29 protein-coding genes are annotated in these 26,911 nt (G+C 72.9%); 7 read left to right on the top strand and 22 right to left on the bottom strand.

The features are described 5' to 3' along the window. The first annotated feature begins 72 nt into the window (after positions 1 to 72). Together AC0HI0_RS22075 and AC0HI0_RS22080 are read left to right on the top strand one after the other, a co-directional pair. Complete coding sequence (locus tag AC0HI0_RS22075; protein WP_480925395.1) at positions 73 to 957, top strand: hypothetical protein; 885 nt, start codon at positions 73 to 75, stop codon at positions 955 to 957. A 104-nt stretch (positions 958 to 1,061) separates the two neighbouring features. Next, positions 1,062 to 1,961: an IS982 family transposase gene (locus AC0HI0_RS22080; protein WP_480925396.1), complete on the top strand. Its 900-nt coding sequence runs from the start codon at positions 1,062 to 1,064 to the stop codon at positions 1,959 to 1,961. A 20-nt stretch (positions 1,962 to 1,981) separates the two neighbouring features. Here AC0HI0_RS22080 and AC0HI0_RS22085 read toward each other — a convergent pair whose 3' ends face one another. Beyond that, a complete protein-coding gene (locus AC0HI0_RS22085) occupies positions 1,982 to 2,962 on the bottom strand; it encodes a response regulator (RefSeq protein WP_480925397.1) in 981 nt (326 codons plus the stop codon). Positions 2,963 to 3,063: 101 nt separating this feature from the next. On the opposite strand from AC0HI0_RS22085, the gene AC0HI0_RS22090 reads away from it, so the two are divergent. Further along, complete coding sequence (locus AC0HI0_RS22090; RefSeq protein WP_480925398.1) at positions 3,064 to 3,276, top strand: hypothetical protein; 213 nt, start codon at positions 3,064 to 3,066, stop codon at positions 3,274 to 3,276. A gap of 129 nt (positions 3,277 to 3,405) precedes the next feature. Here the strand turns inward: AC0HI0_RS22090 and AC0HI0_RS22095 are convergent, their stop codons facing one another. From AC0HI0_RS22095 to AC0HI0_RS22155, 13 genes are all read right to left on the bottom strand, one after another. Continuing rightward, positions 3,406 to 3,750, bottom strand: a complete 345-nt coding sequence (locus AC0HI0_RS22095; RefSeq protein ID WP_480925399.1) for an RNA polymerase-binding protein RbpA — start codon at positions 3,748 to 3,750, stop codon at positions 3,406 to 3,408. 36 nt (positions 3,751 to 3,786) lie between these two features. Next, on the bottom strand, positions 3,787 to 4,020 hold the full coding sequence (secG, locus tag AC0HI0_RS22100) for a preprotein translocase subunit SecG (RefSeq protein ID WP_480925400.1): 234 nt from the start codon (positions 4,018 to 4,020) through the stop codon (positions 3,787 to 3,789). A 90-nt stretch (positions 4,021 to 4,110) separates the two neighbouring features. Continuing rightward, the gene (gene tpiA, locus AC0HI0_RS22105) at positions 4,111 to 4,899 is read right to left on the bottom strand and encodes a triose-phosphate isomerase (RefSeq protein WP_480925401.1); all 789 of its coding nucleotides are present in this window, start codon (positions 4,897 to 4,899) and stop codon (positions 4,111 to 4,113) included. After that, complete coding sequence (locus tag AC0HI0_RS22110; protein WP_480925402.1) at positions 4,899 to 6,071, bottom strand: phosphoglycerate kinase; 1,173 nt, start codon at positions 6,069 to 6,071, stop codon at positions 4,899 to 4,901. The genes tpiA and AC0HI0_RS22110 overlap by 1 nt, the downstream gene beginning before the upstream one ends. Before the next feature lie 31 nt (positions 6,072 to 6,102). Continuing rightward, positions 6,103 to 7,107, bottom strand: a complete 1,005-nt coding sequence (gene gap / locus AC0HI0_RS22115) for a type I glyceraldehyde-3-phosphate dehydrogenase (RefSeq protein ID WP_480925403.1) — start codon at positions 7,105 to 7,107, stop codon at positions 6,103 to 6,105. 391 nt (positions 7,108 to 7,498) lie between these two features. Further along, the gene (whiA, locus tag AC0HI0_RS22120; protein WP_480925404.1) at positions 7,499 to 8,485 is read right to left on the bottom strand and encodes a DNA-binding protein WhiA; all 987 of its coding nucleotides are present in this window, start codon (positions 8,483 to 8,485) and stop codon (positions 7,499 to 7,501) included. Further along, positions 8,476 to 9,516 carry a gluconeogenesis factor YvcK family protein gene (locus tag AC0HI0_RS22125; protein WP_480925405.1) on the bottom strand — a complete coding sequence of 347 codons (1,041 nt, stop codon included), beginning with the start codon at positions 9,514 to 9,516 and terminating at the stop codon, positions 8,476 to 8,478. The genes whiA and AC0HI0_RS22125 overlap by 10 nt, the downstream gene beginning before the upstream one ends. Continuing rightward, positions 9,513 to 10,370 (bottom strand): RNase adapter RapZ, encoded by an 858-nt coding sequence (rapZ, locus tag AC0HI0_RS22130; RefSeq protein ID WP_480934358.1) that lies wholly within the window; start codon positions 10,368 to 10,370, stop codon positions 9,513 to 9,515. Before rapZ ends, AC0HI0_RS22125 begins: the two co-directional genes overlap by 4 nt. Before the next feature lie 26 nt (positions 10,371 to 10,396). Continuing rightward, complete coding sequence (gene uvrC / locus AC0HI0_RS22135) at positions 10,397 to 12,367, bottom strand: excinuclease ABC subunit UvrC (RefSeq protein ID WP_480925406.1); 1,971 nt, start codon at positions 12,365 to 12,367, stop codon at positions 10,397 to 10,399. Between the two features lie 66 nt (positions 12,368 to 12,433). Beyond that, complete coding sequence (locus tag AC0HI0_RS22140) at positions 12,434 to 12,580, bottom strand: hypothetical protein (RefSeq protein WP_480925407.1); 147 nt, start codon at positions 12,578 to 12,580, stop codon at positions 12,434 to 12,436. Positions 12,581 to 12,704: 124 nt separating this feature from the next. Next, positions 12,705 to 13,202, bottom strand: coding sequence for a Rieske (2Fe-2S) protein (locus tag AC0HI0_RS22145; RefSeq protein ID WP_480925408.1), 498 nt, complete (start codon positions 13,200 to 13,202; stop codon positions 12,705 to 12,707). Between the two features lie 113 nt (positions 13,203 to 13,315). Beyond that, positions 13,316 to 13,708: a Rieske (2Fe-2S) protein gene (locus tag AC0HI0_RS22150; protein ID WP_480925409.1), complete on the bottom strand. Its 393-nt coding sequence runs from the start codon at positions 13,706 to 13,708 to the stop codon at positions 13,316 to 13,318. Positions 13,709 to 13,722: 14 nt separating this feature from the next. Continuing rightward, the gene (locus tag AC0HI0_RS22155; RefSeq protein ID WP_480925410.1) at positions 13,723 to 14,214 is read right to left on the bottom strand and encodes a hypothetical protein; all 492 of its coding nucleotides are present in this window, start codon (positions 14,212 to 14,214) and stop codon (positions 13,723 to 13,725) included. Between the two features lie 324 nt (positions 14,215 to 14,538). Here AC0HI0_RS22155 and AC0HI0_RS22160 point away from each other — a divergent pair, with 324 nt between their 5' ends. The 3 genes from AC0HI0_RS22160 to AC0HI0_RS22170 are packed head-to-tail and all read left to right on the top strand — an operon-like array spanning position 14,539 to position 17,567. Next, positions 14,539 to 16,047 carry a helix-turn-helix domain-containing protein gene (locus AC0HI0_RS22160; protein ID WP_480925411.1) on the top strand — a complete coding sequence of 503 codons (1,509 nt, stop codon included), beginning with the start codon at positions 14,539 to 14,541 and terminating at the stop codon, positions 16,045 to 16,047. Continuing rightward, positions 16,047 to 16,532, top strand: coding sequence for a hypothetical protein (locus tag AC0HI0_RS22165; RefSeq protein WP_480925412.1), 486 nt, complete (start codon positions 16,047 to 16,049; stop codon positions 16,530 to 16,532). The genes AC0HI0_RS22160 and AC0HI0_RS22165 overlap by 1 nt, the downstream gene beginning before the upstream one ends. 48 nt (positions 16,533 to 16,580) lie before the next feature. Continuing rightward, positions 16,581 to 17,567 carry a helix-turn-helix transcriptional regulator gene (locus tag AC0HI0_RS22170; protein WP_480925413.1) on the top strand — a complete coding sequence of 329 codons (987 nt, stop codon included), beginning with the start codon at positions 16,581 to 16,583 and terminating at the stop codon, positions 17,565 to 17,567. On the opposite strand, the gene AC0HI0_RS22175 is transcribed toward AC0HI0_RS22170, so the two are convergent. The 7 genes from AC0HI0_RS22175 to rpe form a co-directional block, all read right to left on the bottom strand. After that, positions 17,524 to 18,858, bottom strand: a complete 1,335-nt coding sequence (locus tag AC0HI0_RS22175; RefSeq protein WP_480925414.1) for a M28 family metallopeptidase — start codon at positions 18,856 to 18,858, stop codon at positions 17,524 to 17,526. The two genes, AC0HI0_RS22170 and AC0HI0_RS22175, sit on opposite strands and share 44 nt — an antisense overlap. Positions 18,859 to 19,064: 206 nt before the next feature. Further along, positions 19,065 to 19,493, bottom strand: coding sequence for a PH domain-containing protein (locus AC0HI0_RS22180; protein WP_480925415.1), 429 nt, complete (start codon positions 19,491 to 19,493; stop codon positions 19,065 to 19,067). A gap of 5 nt (positions 19,494 to 19,498) precedes the next feature. Continuing rightward, on the bottom strand, positions 19,499 to 19,978 hold the full coding sequence (gene ribH / locus AC0HI0_RS22185; protein ID WP_480925416.1) for a 6,7-dimethyl-8-ribityllumazine synthase: 480 nt from the start codon (positions 19,976 to 19,978) through the stop codon (positions 19,499 to 19,501). Further along, positions 19,975 to 21,246 carry a bifunctional 3,4-dihydroxy-2-butanone-4-phosphate synthase/GTP cyclohydrolase II gene (locus AC0HI0_RS22190; RefSeq protein WP_480925417.1) on the bottom strand — a complete coding sequence of 424 codons (1,272 nt, stop codon included), beginning with the start codon at positions 21,244 to 21,246 and terminating at the stop codon, positions 19,975 to 19,977. Before AC0HI0_RS22190 ends, ribH begins: the two co-directional genes overlap by 4 nt. Further along, positions 21,243 to 21,860, bottom strand: coding sequence for a riboflavin synthase (locus AC0HI0_RS22195; RefSeq protein ID WP_480925418.1), 618 nt, complete (start codon positions 21,858 to 21,860; stop codon positions 21,243 to 21,245). The genes AC0HI0_RS22190 and AC0HI0_RS22195 overlap by 4 nt, the downstream gene beginning before the upstream one ends. A gap of 10 nt (positions 21,861 to 21,870) precedes the next feature. Next, positions 21,871 to 22,848, bottom strand: coding sequence for a bifunctional diaminohydroxyphosphoribosylaminopyrimidine deaminase/5-amino-6-(5-phosphoribosylamino)uracil reductase RibD (ribD, locus tag AC0HI0_RS22200; protein ID WP_480934359.1), 978 nt, complete (start codon positions 22,846 to 22,848; stop codon positions 21,871 to 21,873). A gap of 23 nt (positions 22,849 to 22,871) precedes the next feature. After that, positions 22,872 to 23,525, bottom strand: coding sequence for a ribulose-phosphate 3-epimerase (rpe, locus tag AC0HI0_RS22205; protein WP_480934360.1), 654 nt, complete (start codon positions 23,523 to 23,525; stop codon positions 22,872 to 22,874). Positions 23,526 to 23,721: 196 nt separating this feature from the next. On the opposite strand from rpe, the gene AC0HI0_RS22210 reads away from it, so the two are divergent. Further along, complete coding sequence (locus AC0HI0_RS22210; protein WP_480925419.1) at positions 23,722 to 24,357, top strand: SDR family NAD(P)-dependent oxidoreductase; 636 nt, start codon at positions 23,722 to 23,724, stop codon at positions 24,355 to 24,357. A 19-nt stretch (positions 24,358 to 24,376) separates the two neighbouring features. Here the strand turns inward: AC0HI0_RS22210 and AC0HI0_RS22215 are convergent, their stop codons facing one another. Beyond that, on the bottom strand, positions 24,377 to 26,908 hold the full coding sequence (locus AC0HI0_RS22215) for a helix-turn-helix transcriptional regulator (RefSeq protein WP_480925420.1): 2,532 nt from the start codon (positions 26,906 to 26,908) through the stop codon (positions 24,377 to 24,379). Positions 26,909 to 26,911: the final 3 nt, after the last annotated feature.

Consider the following 26,911-nt stretch of genomic DNA (forward strand, 5'->3'; position numbering starts at 1 on the left):
GAAGTTCAGGGGACGCGGACGAGTCCGGGAGTCGGCATGCGATCGGCAGGAACACTAGCTCTACTCGGTGCGGTGGCCTACGGCGTTACCTCCCTGGTGTCCACTCCGGCCTCCGCGCAGGTGCCGCCGTCGATCACGCTGTCGCCCGCGACGGGTGCGGCGGGGTCGGCGTTCACCGTGAACTGGGCGGGGTTCTCCTGGGACCCGGACTGCTACCAGCGGATGCAGGTGCTCTGGGACAACGCGGGCAACATCCTGGCGACGCCCGCGCAGGCGTACCGGGGCGCGGTGACCGTGTCGTCGCCCACGTGGGCCGAGACGGGCTCGCACACGGTCGTGCTGCGCACGGTGTGCCGGGGCAGCATCGCGCGCGCCACGTACTCGGTGACGATCGCGCCAACGAGACCCACGACGACCACTCCCCCGCCGGTCACCACGACGACGAACCCGCCCGCCGTGACCACGACTCCCCCGGCGGTGACGACCACCCGGCCCACCACCACCAGCACGACGACCACGACGTCCACCACGACGACCACGACCACCACCACCGAGAGCAGCAGTGGCCCGGTGCCGACGACGGGCACGTTCGAGGGCGGTGACGGGGCGCTGACGCTGGACAAGGACAACATCCAGCCCGGCGACCCGCTGACCGCCACCGGGACCGGGTGCCGGCCGGGGTCGGAGGTGAAGCTGAGTTCGCTGGGCGAGGACGTGGGGACGGCGCTGGCGGACCGGACGGGGACGTTCAGCACGCGGGTCGAGTTCGCGACGATCCAGCCGGGCCGGCACGTCATCCGCGCCGACTGCGGGATCATCCTGGTGGGCAGCGTCGACGTGGCCCTGACCAGCTCGACCGGCGGCACCACGTCCACCCTGGTGATCCTGGTGTTCTTCCTGCTCGTCGGAGCCACCCTGCTCCGCCGCCAGTTCAGCGCCTTCCGCCGCACCGCCTGACCGGCGGCGACGCACCCCCGGGCCGGGTGGCGCGGCCCTAGACGAGTAATGCGTAAGTCCGGGGTGGTGTCCGGAGACGGACGAAGGGTGTTCAAGATCAGTTTGTGACGACAGACCTGAACACCCTTCTGACCGAACTCTACGTCAAGATCGACGACCGCCTCGCCGACAGGCCCCGCCGGGGACGGCCACCCCGGTTGACCGACGCCGAACTGGTCACCCTCGCGGTGGCCCAGGCGCTCCTGGGGTTCACCTCCGAGGCCCGCTGGCTGCGGTTCCTGCCGCTGCCCGTGCGGATGCCCGGCGCGTTCCGGTACCTGCCCGGCCAGTCCGGCTACAACCGCCGCCTCCGCGCCGCGTTACCCCTGGTCAAGCAGGTGGCGCGGTGGTTGGCCGCGGACACCGACCTGTGGACGGACACGACCTGGGTCGTGGACTCCACGCCGGTGGAGTGCGGCCGGTCCCGGCCGACGGTGAAACGCTCGGAGTTGGCCGGCTGGGCGAAGTACGGCTACTGCCGTTCGCACTCCCGCTGGTTCTGGGGACTGCGGCTGCACCTGGTCCGCACCCCGGCGGGGCTGCCCGTCGCCTGGGCGTTGGCCGACCCGAAGATCGACGAGCGGCAGGTGCTCATGGCGATCTGCGACCACGAACCCCGACTGCTCGCCGACCGGCCGGGACTGCTGATCGTCGCGGACAAGGGCTACGTCTCGGCCGAACTCGACCGGTTCCTCTCCGAGCGCGGGGTCCGGCTGATCCGGCCGTCCTACCGCAACCGGACCCCGCACCCCGGCGAACCCCTGCTCAAGTCCGTCCGCCAGTTGATCGAGTCGGTCAACGACACCCTCAAAGGACAGTTGAACCTGGAACAGCACGGCGGACGCACCATCGACGGCGTCGGAGTCCGCATCGCCCAACGACTCCTCGCCCTCACCGCCCCCATCTGGCACAACCGCGCCACCGGCCAACCCGTCACCCGATCCCTGACCGCCTACGACCACTGACCGACTTACGCATTACTCGTCTAGTCCGTCAGGCCGTGGTCCAGCGCGAAGCGCACCAGCCCGGTGCGACCGCTCACCCCCAGCTTCCGGTAGATGTTCGCCAGGTGGACCGACACCGTGCTGCGGCTGACCACCAGCGACCTGGCGATCTCCGGGGTGGTCGCGCCGCGCGCAACCAGGTCGAGCACTTGGCGCTCCCGGTCGGTGAGGCGGAAGCCCGGGTCGTCGGGCTTGCGGTGCAGCTGTCCGAGCATGGCTTCGGCGGCCCGCGGCGTGATCACCGTTTCGCCCCGGGCGATCCGCCGCACGGCGTTGACGATCGCCTTCGGACCGGCGTCCTTGAGCAGGTACCCCCTGGCTCCCGCGCGCAGCGCGTTCAGGATCGCCTCCGGCTCGTCGAACATCGTCAGCACCAGGACGTTGGTCGACGGCTCGCCGGCGATGAGCCGCTCGGTGGCCTCCATCCCCGACATCACCGGCATGCGCAGGTCCATCACGACCACGTCCGGCCGGGTCAGCTCGCCGAGCCGCACCGCCTCCCGGCCGTCGACCGCCTCGGCCACCACCTCGAAGCCCGCTCCCCGCAACACCATGCTCAGCCCGTAGCGGAACATCGGGTGGTCGTCCACGATCATCACCCGGATCGTCGCGTCGTCGGCGGGTGCCGCGACGCCCGCCACCACGGGCTGGTCCGGCGGCGGGATGACCAGGTCGTCCGGCCCGGTGCCCGACGCGGGCGCCTGCCCGGCCCGGGCCGCGATCCAGCGGGTCCGCACCTCTTCGACGTCCCCGCCCAACGCGCGGACCACCGGTTCGACGCTGCTCCAGCGAGGCAGGGTCGGACCGGTCAACGTCCGGTGCACCGTGTCGTGGCTGAGTTCGGCGGTGCGGGCGAGCGCCCTGCTGGACGGCTCCCCGGCGGTCACGTGCAGCCGCAGCAGCAGGTCGAAGAAGTCGGCCAGGGGGCCGGCCGGCAGATCGGGTCGACGCAAGTGCCCCACGGCCCACCACCCGACTGTCCGAGTTTGTCAGAGACACTAGTAACTCTGATTAGTTGTCTGGCACTCTACAGATTACTGCGTCCCAGGCCGAGGGGGTCACCGTGACCAGCGGCGAACCGCTCCACCTGGCCGTGGCCGGGGTGCCCGGAGCCGTGGTGATCACCTACGCCGCGATGCGCCTCGCCGACCGGCTGGTCTTCCTCGTCGGCCTCTGGCTCGTGCTGCGGTCGACCCGGGCCGAGGACCGGGTCAAGGCGATCACCGCCTACCAGGACACCGCGCGCCGGCGGCGCCGGCCGGGCTCGTCCACCTGATCGCGGCACCGCCGGGCGGACCGGCTCGCCGGGTGCACCGCGCGCTGCGGCGGGCGGGTCCGGGGTGCGCGAACGCGCCGGCCCCCGTGGTGGGTCCACGGGGGCCGGCGCGTTGTCCTACGGCTACGGCTAGGGCTCTTCGCGCTGCTTGCGCAGCTTGGTGAGCGCCTCTTCGAGGATCGCCTCCCCGTCCGCGTCGGAACGACGTTCCTTCACGTACGCCAAGTGCGTCTTGTACGGCTCGTTGCGCGGGGGAGCCGGCGGAGCCTGCTCGTCCCGGCCCGCCGGCAGACCGCACCGGGGGCAGTCCCAGTTGTCCGGGATTTCCGCCTCGACCGCGAACGACGGACGCGACTCGTGCGCGTTGGCGCACCAGTACGACACCCGACGCCGGGGCGCGGACTCGCCGCGCTCCGATTCACCCATCGGGCCTGCGCCGACGCGGGTACCGCGAATCGCGTTACCACCAGCCATCGACCCTCACACCCCCACCACGTGGTTTCCCTGTCGTCAGTTGACCTTGATCATCAGCCCGATGCCGATGATGGCGATCACCCAGACGGCACCGACGAACAGCGTCAGGCGGTCCAGGTTCTTCTCCACCACACTCGACCCGGACAGGCTCGACTGCATGCCGCCGCCGAACAACGAGGACAGACCACCACCACGACCCCGGTGCAGCAGCACCAGCAGGATCAGCAGCACACTGGCAACAACCAACAGGATCTGCAGGAACAGTGTCATTTCTTCCTCGCTGTCAGGCAGGTGACGCCACAGAGTACCCGGTCGACTGCCGACCGTGGACCACCGCGGTGGTGGGGCATGTTCAATGACTCAGGGTAGAGGGCCGCCGGCCGCGAGGGCACACAGCTTGGCGAACTCGTCCGCTTCCAGGCTCGCACCGCCCACCAGGGCGCCGTCGACGTCCTTCTGCGCGACCAGCTCGGCGATGTTCCCGGACTTCACCGAGCCGCCGTAAAGCACCCGAACGGCCGACGCGACGTCCTCGCCGTGCAGCTCGGCCAGCTTCACCCGCAGCGCCGCGCACACCTCCTGCGCGTCCGCCGACGAGGCCACCTTGCCGGTGCCGATCGCCCACACCGGCTCGTACGCGACCACGACGTCCTTGGCCTGTTCGGCCGACACGCCCTTGAGCCCCTCGACCAGCTGGGTGGTGCAGTGCTCGACGTGGTTGCCCGCCTCGCGCACGTCCACCCGCTCGCCCAGGCAGAAGATCGGGGTGACGCCGTGCTTGAGCGCCGCCTTGACCTTCTTGTTGACCAGCGCGTCGTCCTCGTGGTGGTACTCGCGCCGCTCGGAGTGGCCGACGGTCACGTAGGAGCAGCCCAGCTTGGCCAGCATCGGGCCGGACACGTCGCCGGTGTACGCGCCCGAGTCGTGCGGCGAGATGTCCTGCGCGCCGTACTTGAGCAGCAGCTTGTCGCCGTCGACCAGGGTCTGGATGGACCGGATGTCGACGAACGGCGGCAGCACCGCCACCTCGACCTTGGCGAAGTACTTCTCCGGCAGGGAGAACGCGATCTTCTGCACCAGGGCGATGGCCTCGAGGTGGTTGAGGTTCATCTTCCAGTTGCCCGCGATCAGCGGCTGTCGGGCGGCCATCAGGCGTTCCCCTCTTCGAGCACGGCGACGCCGGGCAACTCCTTGCCCTCCAGGTACTCCAGCGAGGCACCGCCGCCGGTGGAGATGTGCGAGAAACCGTCCTCGGGCAGGCCCAGCGCGCGCACGGCCGCGGCCGAGTCGCCGCCGCCGACCACGGTGAACGCGTCGCTCGCGACCAGCGCCTCGGCCACCGCGCGGGTGCCGCCGGCGAACGCCTCGAACTCGAACACGCCCATCGGGCCGTTCCAGAACACCGTCTTGGCGTCGGCCAGCTTCGAGGCGAACAGCTCGCGCGACTCCGGGCCGATGTCCAGGCCCTGCCGGTCGGCCGGGATCGCGGTGGCCTCGACCACCTCGAACCCGGCGTCGGCCGCGAACCCGGTCGCGGCCAGCACGTCGACCGGGAGCACCAGCTCGACGCCGCGCTCCTCGGCCTCCTTGAGGAAGCCCGAGACCTGGTCCAGCTGGTCGGCCTGGAGCAGGGACTCGCCGACCTCGTGGCCCTGGGCCTTGAGGAAGGTGTAGGCCATGCCGCCGCCGACCAGCAGCCGGTCGACCTTGGTCAGCAGGTTCGCGATGACGCCGAGCTTGTCGGACACCTTCGCACCGCCCAGCACGACCACGTACGGGCGCTGGAGGTCGGCGGTGAGCTTGTGCAGCACCTCGACCTCGGCGAGCACCAGGCCGCCCGCGTAGGCGGGCAGCTTCTTGGCCACGTCGTAGACCGACGCCTGCTTGCGGTGCACGACGCCGAAGCCGTCGGAGACGAACGCGTCGGCCTTGGCCGCCAGCTCCGCCGCCAACGCCTCGCGCTCGGCGTCGACCTTGCTGGTCTCGCGGGCGTCGAAGCGGATGTTCTCCAGCAGCACGACCGAACCGTCACCGGCGGTCTCGGTGCCGAGTTCGACGGGCCTGCCGAGCAGCTCGCCCAGCCGCACGGCGACCGGGGCGAGGGAGAGCGTCGGGTCGGGCTCGCCCTTGGGGCGGCCCAGGTGGGCGGCGACGAGGACGCGCGCGCCGGCCTCGGCCAGCGCCTTGAGCGTCGGCACCGACGCGCGGACGCGGCCGTCGTCGGTGATCTTGTCGCCGTCGAGGGGGACGTTCAGGTCGGCGCGCACCAGGACGCGCCGACCCGAGACACCCTCGGCGAGGAGGTCGCTGAGAGTCTTCACAACCGGTCTTTCCGCTCGGTGGCCAGGGAGGTCAGAGCTTCGAGGCGACCAGGTTGACCAGGTCCGCGAGGCGGTTGGAGTAGCCCCACTCGTTGTCGTACCAGCCGATGACCTTGACCTGGTTGCCGATGACCTTGGTCAGCGGCGCGTCGTAGATGCACGACGCCGGGTCGGTGACGATGTCGCTGGACACGATCGGGTCCTCGTTGTAGCGGAGGTAGCCCTTGAGCGCGCCCTCGGCCGCGGCCTTGTAGGCGGCGTTGACCTCTTCGACGGTGGTCTCCCGGCCGACGGTCACGGTCAGGTCGGTCGCCGAGCCGGTGGGCACCGGCACGCGCAGCGCGTAGCCGTCGAGCTTGCCCTTCAGCTCGGGCAGGACCAGGCCGATCGCCTTCGCGGCACCGGTGCTGGTGGGCACGATGTTCAGCGCGGCGGCCCGGGCGCGGCGCAGGTCCTTGTGCGGCGCGTCCTGGAGGTTCTGGTCCTGGGTGTAGGCGTGGATCGTGGTCATCAGGCCGCGCTCGACGGTGAACGCGTCGTGCAGCACCTTGGCCAGCGGAGCCAGGCAGTTCGTGGTGCACGAGGCGTTGGAGATCACGGTCTGCGAGCCGTCGTACTGGTCGTCGTTCGCGCCCAGCACCACGGTGAGGTCCTCACCCTTGGCCGGCGCGGAGATGATGACCTTCTTGGCGCCGCCCTCGTCCACGTGCTTGCGCGCGGCGGCGGCGTCGGTGAAGAAGCCGGTCGACTCGACCACGACGTCGACGCCGAGGTCCTTCCAGGGCAGCTTGCCCGGGTCACGCTCGGCCAGCGCCTTGATCGTCTTGCCGTCGACCTCGATGCCCTCGTCGTTCACCTTGACCTCGTACGGCAGCCGCCCGAGGATGCTGTCGTACTTGAGCAGGTGGGCCATCGTGTTGACGTCACCGAGGTCGTTGAAGGCGACGATCTCGATGTCGTGCCCGCTGGCCTGAACGGCGCGCCAGAAGTTGCGACCGATGCGGCCGAAACCATTGACACCTACGCGAACCGTCACGGTGAGTCTCCTCGATACTCGACTGGCGATGCGCCAGGGTGCGTGCGGATTGACTGCGAGCAGCCGCGAGCCAGCCTATCCTCCGTGCTGCGCCCCTGGTCACGTGGACCACCAGGATCTCTTTATCGAGCAAGAAAATCCAGAGCTACGGTTCAGTAACCACCACGTCCGGTGACGTCTGCGCCTTCCGGCGGTCGGCGCACGGACCGTCACCACCACCCGCCCGGCCGCACTGCGTCACCGGATGCCGACGGAGGGTGATCGGGTGGCGCGCCCGAACGGCGGCGGTCGCGCGGGTGCGAGCCGCGCGTGGGGCGGACGAGGGCGGCCAGGCGGGTTCCGGCCCGGTGCCGGGCACCGGCACCGGAACCCGGGGCGGCCGGGGGGCGGGTCAGACCTCGGCTTCGAGCATGTCCGCGGTGACCGCCGACTCGGTGTCCGGCATGCCCAGCTCCCTGGCCCGCTTGTCGGCCATCGCCAGCAGCCGGCGGATCCGGCCCGCCACCGCGTCCTTGGTCATCTGCGGGTCGGAGAGCTGGCCCAACTCCTCCAGCGACGCCTGCCGGTGGGCCAGGCGCAGCGCGCCCGCCGCCGCCAGGTGGTCGGGGGCCTCCGGACCGAGGATCTCCAGCGCCCGCTGCACCCGCGCCGCCGCGGCGACCGCGGCCCGCGCCGAGCGGCGCAGGTTGGCGTCGTCGAAGTTGGCCAGCCGGTTCGCCGTCGCCCGGACCTCGCGGCGCATCCGCCGCTCCTCCCAGGCCAGCACGCTGTCGTGCGCGCCGAGCCGGGTCAGCATCGCGCCGATCGCGTCGCCGTCCCTTATCACCACCCGCTCCGCGCCCCGGACCTCGCGGGACTTCGAGCCGATGCCCATCCGCCGGGCCGCGCCGACCAGGGCCAGCGCCGCCTCCGGGCCGGGGCAGGTGACCTCCATGGACGACGACCGGCCGGGCTCGGTCAGCGAGCCGTGCGCCAGGAACGCGCCGCGCCAGGCCGCCTCGGCGTCGCACACCCCGCCGGACACCACCGGCGCGGGCAGCCCGCGCACCGGGCGGCCGCGCGGGTCCAGCAGGCCGGTCTGCCGGGCCAGGCCCTCGCCGTCCTTGACCACCCGCACCACGAACCGGGTGCCCTTGCGCAGCCCGCTGGAGGTGATGGTGAACACGTCCGACTGGTGCCCGTACAGCTCGTGGATCTCCCGGCGCAGCCGCCGGGCGGTGGAACCCAGGTCCAGCTCCGCCTCGACCACGACCCGCCCGCCCACGATGTGCAGACCGCCCGCGAACCGCAGCAGCGAGGCGACCTCCGCACGGCGGCAGCAGGTCTTGGAGACGGCCAGCCTGCTCAGCTCGTCCTTGACCGCAGACGTCATCGCCACGGCTCATCGCCTCCCCTGGTCTCGCGTTCTTCCTGGAGGGTTGTACTTGACGGCTCCTCAGGCGTCGCAGGCAGGCCGTCCAACGCACGACGAATGCCCGACGCCAGGGCGACCGGGTCGTGACGGTCCGGGAAACCCGGCAGCGCGATCGGCGACAGGTGCGCCGCAGCCCCGAGAGCTGCGGCGGCGCGGCGCAGGCTGTCCGGAACGGGCACCGCGTCGACGTCCGCGATCACGGCGTCCACCCGCAACGTGGGCGCGTGCGCGCACAACACGTCGAGGTGCAGCTCCGGCGAAAACCCGGCGGTTTCCCCCGGTTGGGGGACGAGGTTGAGCACCACGACCTTCTTCGCCGCCGTGCGCGTCAGCGCGTCGTGCAGCTCCGGCACCAGCAGGTGCGGCAGCACGCTGGTGAACCACGACCCGGGCCCGAGCAGCACGACGTCCGCGCCCAGCACCGCCTCCACGGCCTCCGGGCAGCCCTTGGGCGGCTCCGCGGGCCCTCCGGGGCCGTACAGGCGGATCCGCTGCACCCGACCGGGGGTCGTGGCGATCGCCACCTGGCCGCGGATCCGGCGCACCACGTCGACGTCCTCGTCCAGGCCCGTCACGTCCGCCTCGATCTCCAGCGGCTCGGTGCACATCGGCAGCACGCGGCCGTGCACGCCGAGCAGCCGGCCCGCCTCGCGCAGCACCTCGACCGGGTCGCCCAGCTCCTCCAGCAGGCCGGCCAGCACCAGGTTGCCCACGGCGTGCCCGGCCAGCGCGCCGGTGCCGCCGAACCGGCGCTGGAACAGCGTCGCCCACAGCGCGCCGCTGCCCTCGGTGTCGGCCAGCGCCACCATGGCCTTGCGCAGGTCGCCGGGCGGCAGCAGGCCCAGCTCGCGGCGCAGCCGCCCGGACGAGCCGCCGTCGTCGGCGACCGTCACCACCGCGGTGACGTCCTCGGTCATCCGCCGCAGGGCGGTGAGCGTGACGTGCAGTCCGCGCCCACCGCCCAGCGCCACCACCTTCGGCGCGACCGAACTCACTCGCGTCCCAGGTCCCGGTGCACGACCTTGACCGCCATGCCGTCCTCGGCGGCCAGCCGCGAGGCCAGCTCCTCGGAGATGGCCACGCTGCGGTGCTTGCCGCCGGTGCAGCCCACGGCCAGCGTCAGGTACCGCTTGCCCTCGCGCCGGTAGCCGGCGCCGATCAGCCGCAGCAGCTCGTGGTAGCGGTCCAGGAACTCCTCCGCGCCCTCCTGGGTGAGCACGTAGTTGCGGACGTCGCCGTCCAGGCCCGTCTGCTCGCGCAGCTCCGGGATCCAGAACGGGTTCGGCAGGAACCGGACGTCCATCACCAGGTCGGAGTCCATCGGCAGGCCGTACTTGTAGCCGAAGGACAGGACCGTGACGCGGGTCCGGGTCGCCGACTCGCTGCCGAACGTGTCCTCGATCTTGGCCCGCAGCTGGTGCACCGACAGCGCGGAGGTGTCCAGCACCAGGTCGGCCTCCTCGCGCAGCGGCGTGAGCAGGACGCGCTCCGCCTCGATGCCGTCCGCGAGCCGCCCGTCCGCCTGCAACGGGTGGCCGCGCCGCACCGACTCGAACCGCCGGATCAGCACGTCGTCGGTGGCCTCCAGGAACAGCACCTTCGGCTTGTAGCCCCGGGCGTCCAGGTCCTTGATCACCGCCGCCAGGTCCTCGGTGAACGCGCGGCTGCGCACGTCCATCACGACCGCGACCCTGGTGATGGCCCCCCGCGCCTGCGCGCCCAGCTCCACCATCGTCGCGATCAGCTCGGGCGGCAGGTTGTCCACCACGAACCAGCCCAGGTCCTCCAGGCACTTCGCGGCGGTGCTGCGGCCCGCCCCCGACAGGCCCGTCACCACCGCGACCTCGATGCCGGACTTCTCGCCGGCCTGTGCGCTCACTTGTGCTCCCTCTGATGGTCGGCTCCGCCGACGCTTTCGGTACCGGCCGCGCCCAACGTCGCGTGCACGGCCTCCGCGGTGCGCCTGCCCACTCCAGGCACCCCGCTGATCTCCTCGATGCTCGCTTCACGCAGTTTCTTCACCGAGCCGAAGTGCTTGAGCAGCGCGGCCTTGCGCGTCTGCCCCAGGCCCGGCACGTCGTCCAGCGCGGAGGTCGTCAGCCGCTTGGACCGCTTCTGCCGGTGGTAGGACACGGCGAACCGGTGCGCCTCGTCGCGCACCCGTTGCAGCAGGTAGAGGGCTTCGCTGGTGCGGGGCAGGATCACCGGGTCCGGTTCGCCGGGCACCCACACCTCCTCCAGCCGCTTCGCCAGGCCCACCACCGCCACGTCCGTGATGCCCAGTTCGGCCAGCACGTCCGACGCGGCCTGCGCCTGCGGCCCCGCACCGTCCACGACCAGCAGGTTCGGCGCGTAGGCGAACCTGCGCGGCTTGCCCGTGTCCGGGTCGATGCCCGGCAGCGGGCCGTCCGGGCGGTCGGCGTTCTCCCGCAGGTACGCCTGGAACCGCCGGCGCACCACCTCCGCGATCGAGCCCACGTCGCCCTGCTCCGCCCCCTCGCGGATGGCAAAGCGCCGGTACTCGGCCTTGCGCGCCAGCCCGTCCTCGAACACCACCAACGACGCCACCACGTCCGTCCCCTGGACGTGGCTGATGTCGGTGCATTCGATGCGCAGCGGCGCGGTGTCCAGGCCCAAGGCGTCCTGGAGTTCCTGCAACGCCGCCGACCGGGCCGTCAGATCGCCCGCGCGACGCAGTTTGTGCTGCTGGAACGCCTCCTTCGCGTTGCGCTCGACGGTCTCCATGAGCGCCCTCTTGTCACCGCGCTGCGGCACCCGCAGCGCGACCCGGCCGCCCCGCAGGTCCGACAGCCACTTCTCCACGGCGGCCGCGTCCTCGGGCAGTTCGGGCACCAGCACCTCACGCGGCACGGGCGCGGACTCCACTCCGCTGACCCGCGCCGAGTCGACCTGCTCGCCGTAGAACTGGGTGACGAACTGGTCCACCAGGTCGGCGACCCCGGTCTCGTCCACCTTGTCCACGACCCAGCCGCGCTGGCCGCGCACCCGGCCGCCGCGCACGTGGAAGACCTGCACGGAGACTTCGAGGTCGTCCTGGGCGAACGCGACGACGTCGGCGTCCGTGCCGTCGCCGAACACCACGGCCTGCTTTTCGAGGGCGCGCTTGAGCGCGGACTGGTCGTCGCGCAGCCGGGCGGCCTTCTCGAACTCCAGCTCCTCGGCGGCGGCCGTCATCTCCTTCTCCAGGCGGCGGACCATCGCGTCGGTCTTGCCGGCCAGGAAGTCGCAGAAGTCCTCGACGATGTCGCGGTGCTCGTCGGCGGTGACCCGGCCGACGCACGGTGCGGAGCACTTGTCGATGTAGCCGAGCAGGCAGGGCCGGCCGATCTGGTTGTGCCGCTTGAAGACGCCCGCCGAGCAGGTGCGCGCCGGGAAGACGCGGAGCAGGAGGTCGAGCGTCTCGCGGATGGCCCACGCGTGCGCGTACGGGCCGAAATAGCGGACGCCCTTGCGCCGGGGGCCGCGGTAGACGTGCAGGCGCGGGAACTCCTCGTTGAGGGTGACCGCGAGCACGGGGTAGGACTTGTCGTCCCGGTAGCGGACGTTGAACCGGGGGTCGAACTCCTTGATCCAGTTGTACTCCAGCTGGAGCGCCTCGACCTCGGTCGCGACGACCGTCCACTCGACACCGGCGGCGGTGGTCACCATCTGCCGGGTGCGCGGGTGCAGCCCGGCGATGTCGGCGAAGTACGAGTTCAGCCGCTGGCGCAGGCTCTTGGCCTTGCCGACGTACACGACACGACCGGTCGCGTCACGGAACTTGTACACGCCGGGTGCATCGGGGATGGTGCCTGTCGCGGGGCGATAGGTCGACGGGTCGGCCACCCGACAAGCCTACGTGCGCCCACCGACAATCGATCGAGCGCCCGACCCCTGTCCGCTGGTCGGGCGTTACCCGAATGACACCCGGGTGACGACCAGCACGTCCACCCTGCGCCGACTCCTGAGCAGCAGGTAGGTGATCGACCCGCGCCCGTCGCCGAACGGCAGGTGGTAGAGACCACCGGGCCGCTCGACCTCGTTCGCGGGCGCGACCACCCGCCCGAGCGGAGGGTGTTCGGGCCGCGACCAGGGCCGTGCCGGACTCCTCGACCCGTTCCGGCAGCAGTGCCGCCCGGACGGCCGCCGGCGGGGTGCCGGTTCGCCGCCGGTCGAGATCGCCTCACGGCAGGACGATCACCTGGTCGTTCTCCACCTTCACGTTCACCGTCTTCAGGCCGGTGGCCGCCGGGCCGCCGGTGCGGGCGCCGTCGGACGCCTTGAAGGTGCTGCCGTGGTTCGGGCACGTGATGACGCCGTTGACGGGGGCTCCGACGGTGGTCCCGGCGTGCGGGCAGGTGGCGTCGAACGCCTTCACGGTGTTGCCCGATCGGGTGATCACGAGCGGCTTGTCGGGGGTTTCCACGACCACGCCGCCGCCGTCCGGCACCTCGGACAGCGCCACGACGCCCTCGGCCCCGCCGCCGGTCGGGCTCGAACCGGTCGGGGCGGAACCCGTGGGCGCGCCGGTGCCGGTCTTGCCGTTGCCGGTCGGGCCGGCACCGCCGGAGGTGGTGCCGGCGTCACCGCACGCGGCGAGGCCACCGGGCACGGCCAGCGCCACGAGGACGCCGCACAGCATCGAGCGACGGGACAGCCCTGGGTTCTCGGGGGTGCTCAAACCGGTCCTCCGCGATGTGGTGGTGGGTCGTCGTTCGGTCACACCACCAATACGAGAACACGCGCGGTCCGGTTCGACACTTCGACCGACGTCGACCTGTCGACATCGACAGCTCACGCCAACAGCACGTCCTCGCCCGACACCCGCACCGGCACCTCCACCAGCCCCTTCGGCGACGGGCCGGACAGCACCGCGCCGGTGGCCGGGTCGAACTCGCTGTGGTGGGTCGGGCAGGTGATCACGCCCGCGGCGGGCGGCCCGACCACCGTGCCCTGGTGCGGGCAGGCCGGGTTGAACACGCGGACGCCGGCGGCGGTGCGCACCACGAGCAGCTGACCGTCACCGGGCAGGTCGACCAGCTTGCCGGTGCCCTCGGGCACGTCGGCCAGCCCGGCGACCCGGTCCCCCGCCTTGGCGGAACCCACGCCGGGCTTCCGAGCGGTGCCGGCGGCACCGCATCCGGTCAGGGCGAGCAGGCCGCACAGCAGCAGGGTCCGTCGTTCCACCCGCCCATCTTCACCTAGCGGTCCTGGGCGGTCGCCGTCCGGGCCAGCGCGAGCACCGCGGTGAACGGGGGGAACCAGTGCCGGGAGTGCGACGGCGGGTTCGCCCAGCGCAGGGAGCCGTACCGGGTCATCGTGGGGGGCAGGGCGATCCGCTGCGGCGAGCGGACGAACTGGACCTCGGGCGGCGCCTTGAGGTGCGTGGGCAGCAGGGCGACGAGTTCGGCGAGGAAGATCCAGTGCTCCCGGGGACCGGGTATGACGGTGACGGGTCCGGCCAGCATCCTGGCCTTGAGGTCGGCCAGCACCCGCGAACCGATGCGCGCGGGCATGGCCAGGGCGGTGGTCGCCGGGCCCAGCGGCAGGAAGACGCCCTGCTCGGTGACCGACACCTTCCAACCCAGCAGCCGATAGCCCGCGATGGCCTCACCGAGCGCCTGCTGGTGCGCGCGGTCACGGGGCCCGGTTCGCGGGCTTGATTCAGCGGTCGTGGTGGCGGTGATGCTCATCAGCGGAGGTTCCCTCCCCGGTCGGGTGGAGCGGGCGGGTGCTCGGGAACGGGGGTCGTCCCGGTTCGGGCACAACCGGCAGGGTTCTCGCCGGGGCCGCCGACCACCACACAGGCTTCGGGTGGGATCCATGCACCGGCCGGGTCAAGCCCATCCACCACTCGGTGTCACCAGACCACCGACACGACGCTTCACCCCGTCTTATGCATCAAATGCATGGACTCGCGATCACATCTATATAGACTGTCGAGCACGCTCAGTGACGGGAGCGAGCCGATGGAACCGAAAGCTCGAAGAGCAGCCAGTACCAGGCGAGCTTGCCCGTTGTGCGGAGCGCTCATCGCCGCCGACAACACCGACCGGCTCTGCCACCGGTGCCGGCGCAACGCGCGTACCGAGCTGTTCGGCCCGCCCGAGGTCTCAGCCGACTTCTGGGACCACGAGGCGATGGCCGCCGCCTTCGCCGACCGTGACATGGGAGCGGTCCTCGCCGCTTACCGCCACCACCCGCACCACGTCAGCCGCGTCACCCAGGACCGCATGGCGTCCTGGCTGGGGATCAGCCAGGCGCAGCTCTCGCGGTACGAGACCGGCGAGAACCCGATCGACCGGATCGACCGCCTGCGCCACTTCGCGCGGGTGCTCGGCGTCCCCGGCGACCGGGTCTGGTTCGACCGAGTCGGTATCCCAAGCCAGGCAGGGCCCGAACACGGCGCCCCGCCCGATGTGCTCGCCCCGGCGTGGGACGCGGCGAGCATCGCAAGATCGGTCGAGGAGACGGCGAGGAGCGACTTGGCGATCAGCAGACGAGCGGCGCTCACCGGAGCAGCCGCGGTGGCTATGGGTCCCGCCCTGGTCGAACCGCTTCAGCGGTGGCTCCACCCCCTCCAGCCCCTGTCCAGGTGGTCGTCCAGCGCGGCGATCAGCGAGGACGAGTTGGCGGCGTTGCAGAACGTCGCGGACGGGCTGCGCGGGTGGGGCGGACGAGGCGGGTACGGGCTGGCGCGCAAGGCGGTGCTCGGGCAGTTGGAGGAACTGGCCGAGCGGTTGTCACGGGCGCCCGCGGGTCCCACTACGGAACGGGCCTTCTTCATCGGCGCGGAGTTGTCCAAGGTCGCGGCGAGCATGTCCTGGGATGCCGGGATGCACGACGCGGCGCAGCGCTACTACGTGCTCGGTGTGCGCATGGCGAAGGCGGGCGGCAACGACCCGTTCGCCGCGCTCTGCCTGGCCGCGATGGCCCGGCAGATGTTCGACCTGGGACGTCCGGCGGACGGTTTGGAGCTGGTGCAGTTGGGCCAGTACGGGACGCGGCGCAACGCCACCCCGACCTTAGAGGCGCTGCTGCGCACGCGCGAGGCGTGGGCGTACGCGCAAATGGGTCGGGTGCGGGAGTTCCACCGCGCCGTGGGACAGGCGCAGGACAGCTTCGCGCAGCGCAAGGACGGCGCGGAGCCGTGGTGGCTGGACAGCTTCGACGAGGCGGAGCTGGAAGGCGTGATCGGGGCCCGGATGCGCGATCTGTCCGGGCACGACCCGAAGCAGGCCCCGTTGGCGGAGAAGCACATCCGCCGGGCGCTGCGGCTGCGCGACCCCTCCAGGGTGCGCAACCGGGCGTTCGACGTGATCGGGCTGGCCCGCACGCGGATGGTCTCCGGTGAGCCGGAGGAGGCCTGCGGGCTGATCCACGACGTCCTGCCGACCGCGGCGGGTCTGGCTTCGGGGCGGGTGCTGCGCAAGTTGCAGGACTTCGCCAAGGAAGCCGAGCGGCACCGGGAACTGCCGGTGGTGCGGGACACCCGTGAGGCGATTCGCGGAGTTCGGACGGCCTGATGCGCGTGGGAATCACCGGGCACAGCAACTTGGTGCCCGAATGCGTCGACGCCGTGCGGGAAGCCGTCCGGGCGGCGTTGGAGGCCGAGGCGGCGGGCGGGTCATCCCTGGTCGGGGTGACCTGCCTGGCGCCGGGCGCGGACCAGCTGTTCGCGCAGGCGGTGCTCGCCCTGGGCGGCCGGGTCGAGGCGGTGCTGCCCGCGATGGACTACCGGGACAAGCTCAAGCCGGAGCGGCGGGCCCAGTACGACGACCTGCTGGCGAAGGCGGACGTGGTCAGCGTGCTGCCCAACGAGGTGTCCGGGCGGCACGCCTACGTCATGGCCAACGAGCGGATGCTCGCGTCGGTCGAGCTGCTGATCGCGGTCTGGGACGGCAACCCGCCGGACGGCCGGGGCGGCACGGCGGACGTCGTGGAGACGGCGCGCGCGTCGGGCGTGCCGGTGGTGGTCGTGTGGCCGGAGGAGGCGAAGCGCAAGTCCTAGGCGATTAGGTGACAGGAGCTGTCCGCAATGGGTGGCAGACTCGGCGTCATGCTGGAAACGTCCGCACGCCTGCTCAAGCTGCTGTCCCTGCTCCAGGTCCGCCGCGACTGGACCGGCGCGGACCTGGCCGCCCGGCTGGGCGTGGACGTGCGGACCGTGCGCCGCGACGTCGACAAGCTGCGCAACCTCGGCTACCCGGTGAACGCCGCGCCGGGCGTCGCGGGCGGCTACCAGCTGGGCGCGGGAGCCGAGCTGCCGCCGCTGCTGCTGGACGACGACGAGGCCGTGGCGGTCGCCGTGGGGTTGCGCACGGCCGCCAACGGCACGGTCGCCGGCATCGAGGAGACCTCCGTGCGGGCGCTGGCGAAGCTGGAGCAGGTGCTGCCGACCCGGCTGCGCCGGCGGGTCAACGCCTTGCAGGAGCACACGATCTCACTCACGCCCACCGTGGCGCGGGTGGATTCCCGGACGTTGACCGCGATCGCCGGCGCGTGCCGCGACCACCAGCGCCTGCGGTTCCCGTACACGGGCCGGGAAGGCGACACCAAGCGGCACGTCGAGCCGTTGGGGCTGGCCCACACCGGGCGGCGCTGGTACCTGGTGGCGTGGGACGTCGACAAGGCGGACTGGCGGACGTTCCGGGTGGACCGGATCACCGAGGAACCCACCCCGGCCGCGCGCTTCACACCCCGCGAACCGCCGTCGGACGACCTGGCGTCCTACGTGTCGCGCCAGCTCTCCGTCGCGCCTTACACCTACCACGCGAAGCTGGTCATGCACGCGCCGCTGGACGTGCTCGCGGCGAAAGCCTCGTGGTCGTCGGTGCACCTGGAGCGCATCGACGACGAGCGGACGCTGCTCACCGTGGGCTCGCCGTCGTTGGCGGAGATCGGCCTGTGGATCGGCCTGCTCGGCATCGACTTCGACGTGCGGGAGCCGCCCGAACTCGCCGAGCACCTGCGGGTGCTCGGCGAGCGGTTCCTCGGCGCGGCTAACTCCGTGCGCGGGCCAGGCGGTACGCCGCCGCCCCGATGAGTTCCAGCGACACCTGGAGGCGTTCGGCGCTCACGTTGGCCGCGATGGTGTCCTCGGGCGTGTGGTAGAGCGGTTCCAGCTCGTGCGGGCCGCCCTCGCCGCGCCAGCTGAAGTTCGCCGCCGCGATCTTGCGCTCGTGGAACGGCACGTGGTCGCTGCTGCCCCGGGCCACCGGGCCGTGCACGCGCGGGTCGTAGCCCAGCCGCCCGGCCGCCGCCGCGACCTCGCGGGTGGTGTTGTTGTCGCCGCCGTCGACCGAGAGCAGCCAGTACGCGGTGGCCGGGCCGTGGCTGGTGGCCACCATGTCGTTCTGGAAGACGCCCGAGATGCGCGCGGCGTCGTCATCGGTGAGCTGCGAGACGTAGTGGCGCGAACCGAGCAGGCCCTGTTCCTCCGAGCCCCACAACGCGAACCGCAACGCCTTGTGCGTCGGCAGGTGCCGCAGCACGCGCGCGAGTTCGAGCACGAGCACGGTGCCGCTGCCGTCGTCGTTCGCGCCCGGCGACCCCGGCACGCTGTCATAGTGCGCGGTCACCATGACCACGCCCTTGCCACCGAACGTCGCGGGCCGCTCGGCGATCACGTTGTACGAGGTCAGCGAAGCGTGGTGGGTGGTGGAGACGGTCAGCTTCGCGGGTTTGGCGGCACGCAGCCGCTCGACGTGCACCTGCGCGATGCCCAGCACCGGGACGGCGACGTTCGACGTGAGCGTGGGCGAGAACGCGCTCGTCTTCCCCGCCGGCGGCGTGGAGACCCGGCCGATCAGCACCGCCGCCGCACCGCGCGCGACCGCGTCGTACACAGCGGTGGAGGCGGCGGGGACGTTGACCAGCAGCACGACCTTGCCGGCGAGGTCGGCGGGCAGCGCCGCGCCGGTGTCGGCGTCCACCAGCGGCCCGCTCGCGGTCACCCCGAGCGCGCCGAACCGGGACGACCCGGCGTTCCAGCGGGACTTGTCGGGCAGGGTCAGCGTGGACAGGTACTTGTCGGGCACGGCGAACGGCTGGAGGTCCACCCGGTAGCGCAGGTCGCGCAGCACGCCCGCGAGGTAGTCGCGGGCCCGGTGCTCGGACTCGGTGCCGCCGATCCGCTGGCCGATCCGCTCGCTGAGCACCCGCAGGTGCTCCAGCGCCCGCCGGGCCCGGACCCGGCCGACCACCGGGTAGTCGCCGAGGAGCAGGTCCGGCGCCTGCGACGCGCCGGGCCGCTGGGCGTTGGCCACCGGGTTGAGCCCCAGTGCCGCCGCGCCGGCCGCGACGGCGGCACCTGCCAGGACAGTACGTCTACGCATTCCGGGCCCCCAAGGTTCAGGTCGATCTTTCGAACCTAGGCAGACCGGACAATCCGGGAAAGGGTGCCGTTGGCTGACAGCGGTCCGCCAACGGCACCACGACGATCAGACCGCGCCGCCGCGCAGGCGCTCGCGAACCGCACCCGGCCCCGGACGCGGGACCGACCGACGCGGACGAGCCGACCGGCGGGGTTCCCGCGCGACGGTCAGCCGGTGGCGGCGCGGTGGAGTTCGCGCAGCGCGCGGACCGCCGCCACGGCGTGGTCCCGGTCGACCGACTGGATCGCCATGATCGAGACGTACTCGTCGTCGGGCAGTTCCAGCCGGGCCCACGACGCGCCGTCCGGGAACGACACGTGCAGCACCTCGGACCACTCGAACCGCCGGATCGTGACGACGTTGCGCACCTCGACGCCGGTTTCGTCGGCGCGCACCCGGGGTCGGGCCAGCAGCAGCACGCCGCAGGCCAGCAGCACGCCGAGCACGACCATCGCGACCTGGTCCGAGGTCCGGAAGATCACGCCGGTCGGGGTGTCCGTGAGCAGCCAGCCGACCACCGAGAACACCGCGACCAGGAACACCGCGCTGATCACCGCGACGGTGCGGATCCGCTTGGGTCGGAATTCGACGGCCACCGCGATCACGACGCGGCCCGCAGCGACCGCAGCACCAACGCCGTGTCCAACGCCGCCGTCACCGCCTCGTGGCCCTTGTCCTCCGCCGAGTCTTCGAACCCGGCACGGGCCAGCGCCTGCTCCTCGGTGTCGCAGGTCAGCACGCCGTTGCCGACCGGGGTCGACTCGTCCAGCGCGATCCTGGTCAGGCCGGCGGTCACCGAGTCGCACACGTACTCGAAGTGCGGTGTCCCGCCGCGGATCACGACGCCCAGCGCCACGACCGCGTCGTGCGTGCGGGCCAGTTCCTGGACCACCACCGGCAGCTCGATCGCGCCGGGCACCCGCACCACGGTCGGCGACGGCACGCCGGCCGCGCCGGCCGCGGCGACCGCGCGCCGCACCAGCTGCGAGGTGATCTTCTCGTGCCACCGGGTGGCCACCACGGCCAACCGGATCCCGGTCGCGTCCGGCACCGACGACTCGGGCCGACCTTCGCCGCTCATTCCACACCCTCCGTGCTGACGATCGCGCCGCCCTGGCTCAGGGCCTCGTACTGCTCCAGCTGGTGCAGCTCGTGCCCCATCCGGTCGCGCTTGGTGCGCAGGTAGCGCAGGTTCTCCGGGTTCGGCGAGATGGGCAGCGGCACGCGGTCGATCACGCGCAGGCCGTAGCCCTCCAGGCCGACCCGCTTGGCCGGGTTGTTGGTGAGCAGCCGCATGGACTTGATGCCCAGCTCGCACAGGATCTGCGCGCCGGTCCCGTAGTCCCGCGCGTCCGCCGGCAGGCCCTGCACCAGGTTCGCGTCCACGGTGTCCACGCCGTTGTCCTGCAACTGGTACGCCTGCAACTTGTGCATGAGGCCGATGCCGCGCCCCTCGTGCCCGCGCATGTAGAGCACGACACCGCGCCCCTGCGCCGCCACGGCCTCCAACGCCGCGTCCAGCTGCGGCCCGCAGTCGCAGCGCAGCGACCCGAACACGTCGCCGGTCAGGCACTCCGAGTGCACCCGGACCAGCACGTCCTCGCCGTCGCCGAGGTCGCCGTAGACCAGCGCGACGTGCTCGATGCCGTCCAACTTGGAGTCGTAGCCGACCGCGGTGAACGTGCCGTGCGCGGTCGGGATGCGGGCCTCGGCGGCCCGCTCCACCTGGGTCTCCACCCGCCGGCGGTAGGCGATCAGGTCGGCGATGGTGATCAGCACCAGGTCGTGGTCGGCGGCGAACACCTCCAGCTCGTCGCGCCGCGCCATGTCGCCCTCGTCCTTCTGCGACACGATCTCGCAGAGCACGCCGACCGGCGCGAGCCCGGCCAGCCGGGCCAGGTCCACCCCGGCCTCGGTGTGGCCGGGACGGCGCAGCACGCCGCCGTCGCGGGCGCGCAGCGGCACCACGTGACCGGGCCGGCTGAAGTCCTTGGCGTCCGAGGACGGGTCGGCCAGCAGGCGCATGGTGTGCGCGCGGTCGGCGGCGGAGATGCCGGTCGACACGCCTTCGCGGGCGTCCACGGTCACCGTGTACGCGGTGCCGCGCTGGTCCTGGTTGGTGTGGTACATCGGCGGCAGGTCGAGCCGTTCGCAGTCGGCCTCGGTGAGCGCCACGCACACGTACCCCGAGGTGTAGCGCACCATGAACGCCAGCAGCTCCGGCGTGGCCTTCTCGGCGGCGAAGATCAGGTCGCCCTCGTTCTCGCGGTCCTCGTCGTCCACGACGACGACCGCGCGGCCCTCCGCGACGGCCGCGATGGCCCGCTCGATGTCGGCGAAGTCCTTCACCGGGTCTCCTCAGACTTGCCCGCGAGGTGGGGTGCGGCGAGTCGTTCGACGTACTTCGCCAGCACGTCCACCTCAAGGTTGACCGGGTCGCCGGGACTCCGCCGGCCCAGCGTGGTCAGTTCCAGGGTGGTCGGGATCAGGCTCACGCTGAACCTGTCGTCGGCCACCGACACCACGGTCAGCGAGACGCCGTCCACGGTGATCGAGCCCTTCTCCACCACGTACCGGGCCAGGTCCCGGGGCAGGCCGACGTGCACGACCTCCCAGTGCTCGGCCTTCTCCCGGGCGAGCACCGTGCCGGTGCCGTCCACGTGGCCCTGCACGATGTGGCCGCCCAGGCGCTGCCCGAGGGCCGCGGCGCGCTCCAGGTTGACCCGGTCGCCCTCCGCGACCTTGGCGAGGCTGCTGCGCAGCAGCGTCTCCCGCATCACGTCCGCGGTGAACGCGCCGCCCACGACGTCCACCACGGTGAGGCACACGCCGTTCACCGCGATCGAATCGCCGTGCTTCGCGTCACCGGTCACCAGCGGACCCGCGATGGTGATCCGCGCCGCGTCCGGCAGGTCGGTCACCGCGACGACCTCACCCAACTCCTCGACGATCCCGGTGAACACCGTTCCTCCTCTACCGCGGCGGGGCCGGCACAGCGGAGATCCGCACGTCCGGTCCGCACATCCTGACCTGCTCCACGACCAATCCCACAGCGTCGGTGATGGTCGACACCCCCGCGTCCCGCAGAGCGGTCGGCCCGTCCCCCAGCAGCTTCGGCGCGACGTAGGCGAGGACCCGGTCGATCCGGCCGGCGCGCGCGAAGGCACCCGCCAGCGTAGGCCCGCCCTCCAGGAGCACGTCGACCGCTCCCCGCGCGGCGAGCGCGGCCAGGACCACGTCCGGGTCGTGCGTCCGGACGTGCAGCGTCTCGGCTTCGCCGTCCAGCACGTGCGCGCCGCGCGGCAGGTCCCCCACCCCCACGACCACCCGCAACGGTTGCCGGGTCACGTCTGTTCCCCGCGCGGTGAGCCGGGGGTCGTCGGCGCGGACCGTGCCGGTGCCGACCACGATCGCGTCGACGGTGGTGCGCAGCGCGTGCACCTCGGCCCGCGACTCGGGCGAGCTGATCCACCGGCTGGTGCGGTCGGCGGCGGCCACCCGGCCGTCCAGGGTGGCGGCGTACTTCCAGGTCACGTGCGGGCGGCCGGTGCGGGCGTAGTGCAGCCACGCGCGCAGCGCCTCGACGTCGGTCGGCAGATGCACGACCTCGACGCCGGCGGCCCGCAGCACCGCGGCTCCCCCGGCGGCCTTCGGGTTGGGGTCGGCGTTGGCGAACACCACCCGGGCGATGCCGGCGTCGACCAGCGCGGTCGCGCACGGCGGGGTGCGGCCGTGGTGCGCGCACGGCTCCAGGGTGACCACGGCGGTGCCGCCGCGCGCCCGGTCACCGGCTCGCGCGAGCGCGCCGACCTCGGCGTGCGCCCCACCGGGCGGCCGGGTCCACCCGGTGCCGGCCAGGCCGCCCGAGGCGTCCAGCACGACCGCGCCGACCGGCGGGTTCGGGCTGGTCGTGCCGTGCGCCCGCGCGCCCGCCTCGACGGCCAGGGCCATCGCGGCGGACCACGCGCGGTCGTTCACGGGCGGTGCCGGGCGGCCTGCGCGCGCAGCCGTTCGACGGCCTGGCCGGGGTCGGCGGCGTCGTAGACGGCCGACCCGGCGACGAAGCAGTCCACGCCCGCCTCGGCGGCCTGCTCGATGGTGTCGGCGTTGATCCCGCCGTCGATCTCCACGACCAGCGTCAGGTGGCCGGTGTCGACCAGCCGGCGCGCGGTGCGGACCTTGTCCAGCACGTCGGCGATGAACTTCTGGCCGCCGAAACCGGGCTCGACGGACATCACCAGCAGCGTGTCGTAGTGCTTGAGGACGTCGGTGTAGGGCTCGATCGGCGTGCCGGGCTTGAGCGACAGGCCGGCCTTCGCGCCGGCCGCGCGCAGGTCCTTGGCCAGCCGGACCGGGTCGGCGGCGGCCTCGACGTGCACGGTCACGTTATACGCGCCGGCCTCGGCGTACCCGATCGCCCAGCGGTCCGGGTCGTCGATCATCAGGTGGCAGTCCAGCGGCACGTCGGTCGCGCGGAGCAGCGATTTCACCACCGGCAGACCGAGCGTCAGGTTGGGCACGAAGTGCGCGTCCATGACGTCCACGTGCAACCAGTCCGCGCCGGCGACGGCGGCGGCCTCGTCGGCGAGTCGGGCGAAGTCGGCGGACAGGATGCTCGGGGCGATCATCGGCTGGTGGACCACGGGTGGTCAGTCTAGGGTTCCGCGATTGCCCGGACCTACCGGGGAGTCGTATTTCACGTGGACTACCCGTTCGCGTGGTTTTCCTGTTCCGCGGATCTTTTCCGACTACTCACGCGGGTAGTTCCCCGGCGACCGGTCCGGCGATTACGTTCGGGGCGGGCAGAACTGGGGAGTGCTGGGGATGAAAGCCGAATTCAGTCACAGGATCGCGCTGGTGACCGGTGCGTGCGCGACGCCGGGCGCGGCGGTGGTGGAGGCGCTGGGCCGGCGCGGCGCGCTGGTCGCCGCCGTGGACGGCGACGGGGCGCGGCTCGCGGACCTCGTCGAGCGGTTGCAGGGCACGGGCCTGCGGATCGTCGGGCGGCAGATCGACGTGACCTCCGGCGCGGCCGTGGACGCGCTGGTGGACCAGGTGGAACGCGAGTTCGGGCCGATCGACGCGCTGGTCACCACGGCCGCCGAGCTGCGGCCCGGACCGGCGCTGACGGTGTCCGACGCGGACTGGGCGCACAGCTTCGCGGTGAACGCGGACGGGGTGTTCCACGCCTCGCGCGCGGTCGCCGCGCGGATGGTGCAGCGCCGGCACGGCACGATCGTCCTGGTCGCCGCGCCCCCGGTCGCCGTGCCCCGGGCGAGCCTGGCCGCCTACGCGGCGTCCCGGGCCGCCGCCGTCACCTACACCGAGCACCTGGCCGTCGAGATCGCGGCGCGCGGCGTGCACTGCGCGGTGGTCGCGCCGGACGACCCGCGCCGGGTGGTGGACGAGGTGTGCTTCCTGCTCGCCGACACCGTGCCGGGCAGCGCGGTGCCCGCCTAGCCACCGCCCGCAGTGCCGGTCAGACCTCGGCGTGCTCCTGTTCGAGGGCGAGCCGGGCCAGTTCGACCCGCGAGCTGATCCCGAGCTTCTTGAAGATGCCCCGCAGGTGGTAGTTCACCGTGTGCGGGGACAGGAACAGCTGGCGCGCCACCTGCCGGTTGGTCAGGCCCGCGCCGACCAGCCGGGCGATGTCGCGCTCCGGCTCGGACAGCCGCTGCCAGCCCTCGCCCGACGGGGCGGCCGGGGCCGGCGGGTGGGCGCCGGGCCGGCGGCGCAGCCGGGCCGCCTCGGCGGCCGCGCCCATCCGCTCGAAGATCCGCAGCGCGGAGGTCAGCGCCGCGTCCGCGCGGTCGGCCTGGCCGCTGCGCGCGAGGACCGCCGCCAAGTCCTCGTTCGCGTTCGCCCGCGCCCACGGGTGGTGGTGCCGGCCGGCGGCGGCCAGCAGCGCCTCGTCGTCGTGGTCGAGCAGCGCGCGGGCGTGGCACGCGCCGACCGACACGGCGGCGAAGCCGGGGTTGCCCGCCGCCAGCTCCTCGGCCGCGCCGACCACCGACCCGGCCAGCCCTGTGTCGTCCACCGCCAGCGCCAGCCGCACCAGCCACGGGGCCGCGCCGGGCTCCTCGATCAGCATCCGGCGGGCGCTGTCGAGGTCCGCCAGCCGGGCGCGGGCGAGTTCGGACGCGCGGGCCGGGCCGCCCTGGGCGTGCGCGAGCAGCAGCTCCACCCAGTCGTACTGGCCCGAGTGCAGCACCGCCTCGCCGCCCGCCAGGTCGCCCCGGTAGCGGCGGACGTGCTCGGCGGCGGCGGGCACGTCGCCCCGGTGCAGCGCGACGGTGGCCAGCACGGTCGAGGCCAGCGGCACCAGCAGCCGCAGCCCCCGGTCGTGCGCCAGCGACATGCCGGAGTGCGCGGCGACCTGGGCGGGCACCAGCTTGCCCGCCTGGGTGAGCACCCGGGCGCGGGCGATCATCCGGGCGGCGGGCGCGCCGGCGGTCACCGCGTCGTCGGTGTCCGGGCCGTCGCCCCGGACCAGCGCCTCGGCGTGCTCGAACTCGCCCAGCGCGGACAGCTTGAGCGCGAACGCGACCGCGGCCTGCGACTGCCACCACGCGGTGGGCGCGTCGACTTCCCAGCGGGTCGACTCGCGCCCCCAGTACATGCCCTCGGCGAGGTTGCCCGCGGTCCACTCCAGGCACGAGTGCACGGTCGCGGCCATCACCACGTCCGCGTCGCTGGCCTCGCGGTCCCGCGCGCTGAGCACGGACAGCGCGTGCGCGCCCGCCCGGCTGCCGGTGGCGAAGTACAGCGAGAGCAGCCGCCCGGCGGCGGCCAGCCTGCGCCCCGGCCCGGACCCGGCCAGGACGGGAGCGGACTCGGCGGCGGCGGGAACGGCCAGGGCGCGTTCCATCTCGGCCGCCGCGTCGGCCGGGCGGCCGTCGGCGAGCAGGATGCCCGCCAGGGTGGTGTGCAGCTCGACGGCCGGACCGGCGGGCAGGCCGCGCGCCAGGCTGTCGCGGGCCAGCGCGATCGCCGGGCCGAGCTTGCCGTTCGCGGCCAGCGTGCGGACGCCGCGCACCGCGGCCGAGCCGCGTTCCCCGTCGGGCGGCGGCGCGTCCGGCGGGGCCGGGGTGTCGCGGACCGCGCCGCGCAGCGCGGTGGCGTCGTGGCGCAGGGCGTGCCGCACGGAGTCCGGGATCGACTCCACCACCGCGCGCCAGACCAGTTCGGAGTCGAACTCCAGCCGGTCGCCGGCCGGCCGGACCAGGCCGGCGGCGATCACCTCGTCCACGGACAGCAGGAGCGCACCGGTCGTCTCGCCCATCAGGGTGGCGGCGTCGTGCGGCCGGAAGGTCCGGCCGATCACCGCGGCGACCCGCAGCAGCTGGGTGGTCTTGGCCGACAGCGCGTCGACCCGGCCGCGCACCAGGCCGCCGACCCGCCGGGGCAGCGCGCCCGCCAACCGGGCGGCGCCGTCGCCCAGCCGGCCCTCCTCGCGCAGGCCGGTGACCAGCTCGGTGATCATCCTCGGGTCGCCGGCCGCCGCCGCGACCAGCTCGGCCAGGTCCGGGTGCGGGGGCGCGCCGAGCAGGTCGGCGAGCATCCCGTCCACCACGTCCGGGTCGACCGGGCCGAGGGTCAGCACCTCGGCGTCGGCGGCCAGCGCGCGGCGCAGCCCGCCGCCCGCGTGCGCGCCGGTCAGCGCGACGAGCGTGGTGACCCCCCGGGCGCGCAGCCGGGGCAGCAGGGCGAGCACGGCGTCCGGCGCGCGGTGGGCGTGGTCGATCGCGACCAGCGGCCGGTCCCGCTCGGCCGGGGCGGTGCCGTCGGCGGCGCGGGCCGGCGCGCGGATCGCCTCGGGCGAGCCCGCGATCCGGTCGGCGGGCAGCAGGACGACCCGGTAGCCGCAGTCGCGCGCGGCGTCGGCGGCCTCGTGCAGCAGCGAGGTCTTGCCGGAGCACGGCGGTCCGTCGATGGCCAGCAGGCCACCGGGTGCGGACAGGAAGCGGAGAACCGAAGCCCATTCACGATCCCGGCCGTGCAATTTCGACACATT

It is taken from the genome of Saccharothrix sp. NBAS 001 (assembly GCF_056640475.1).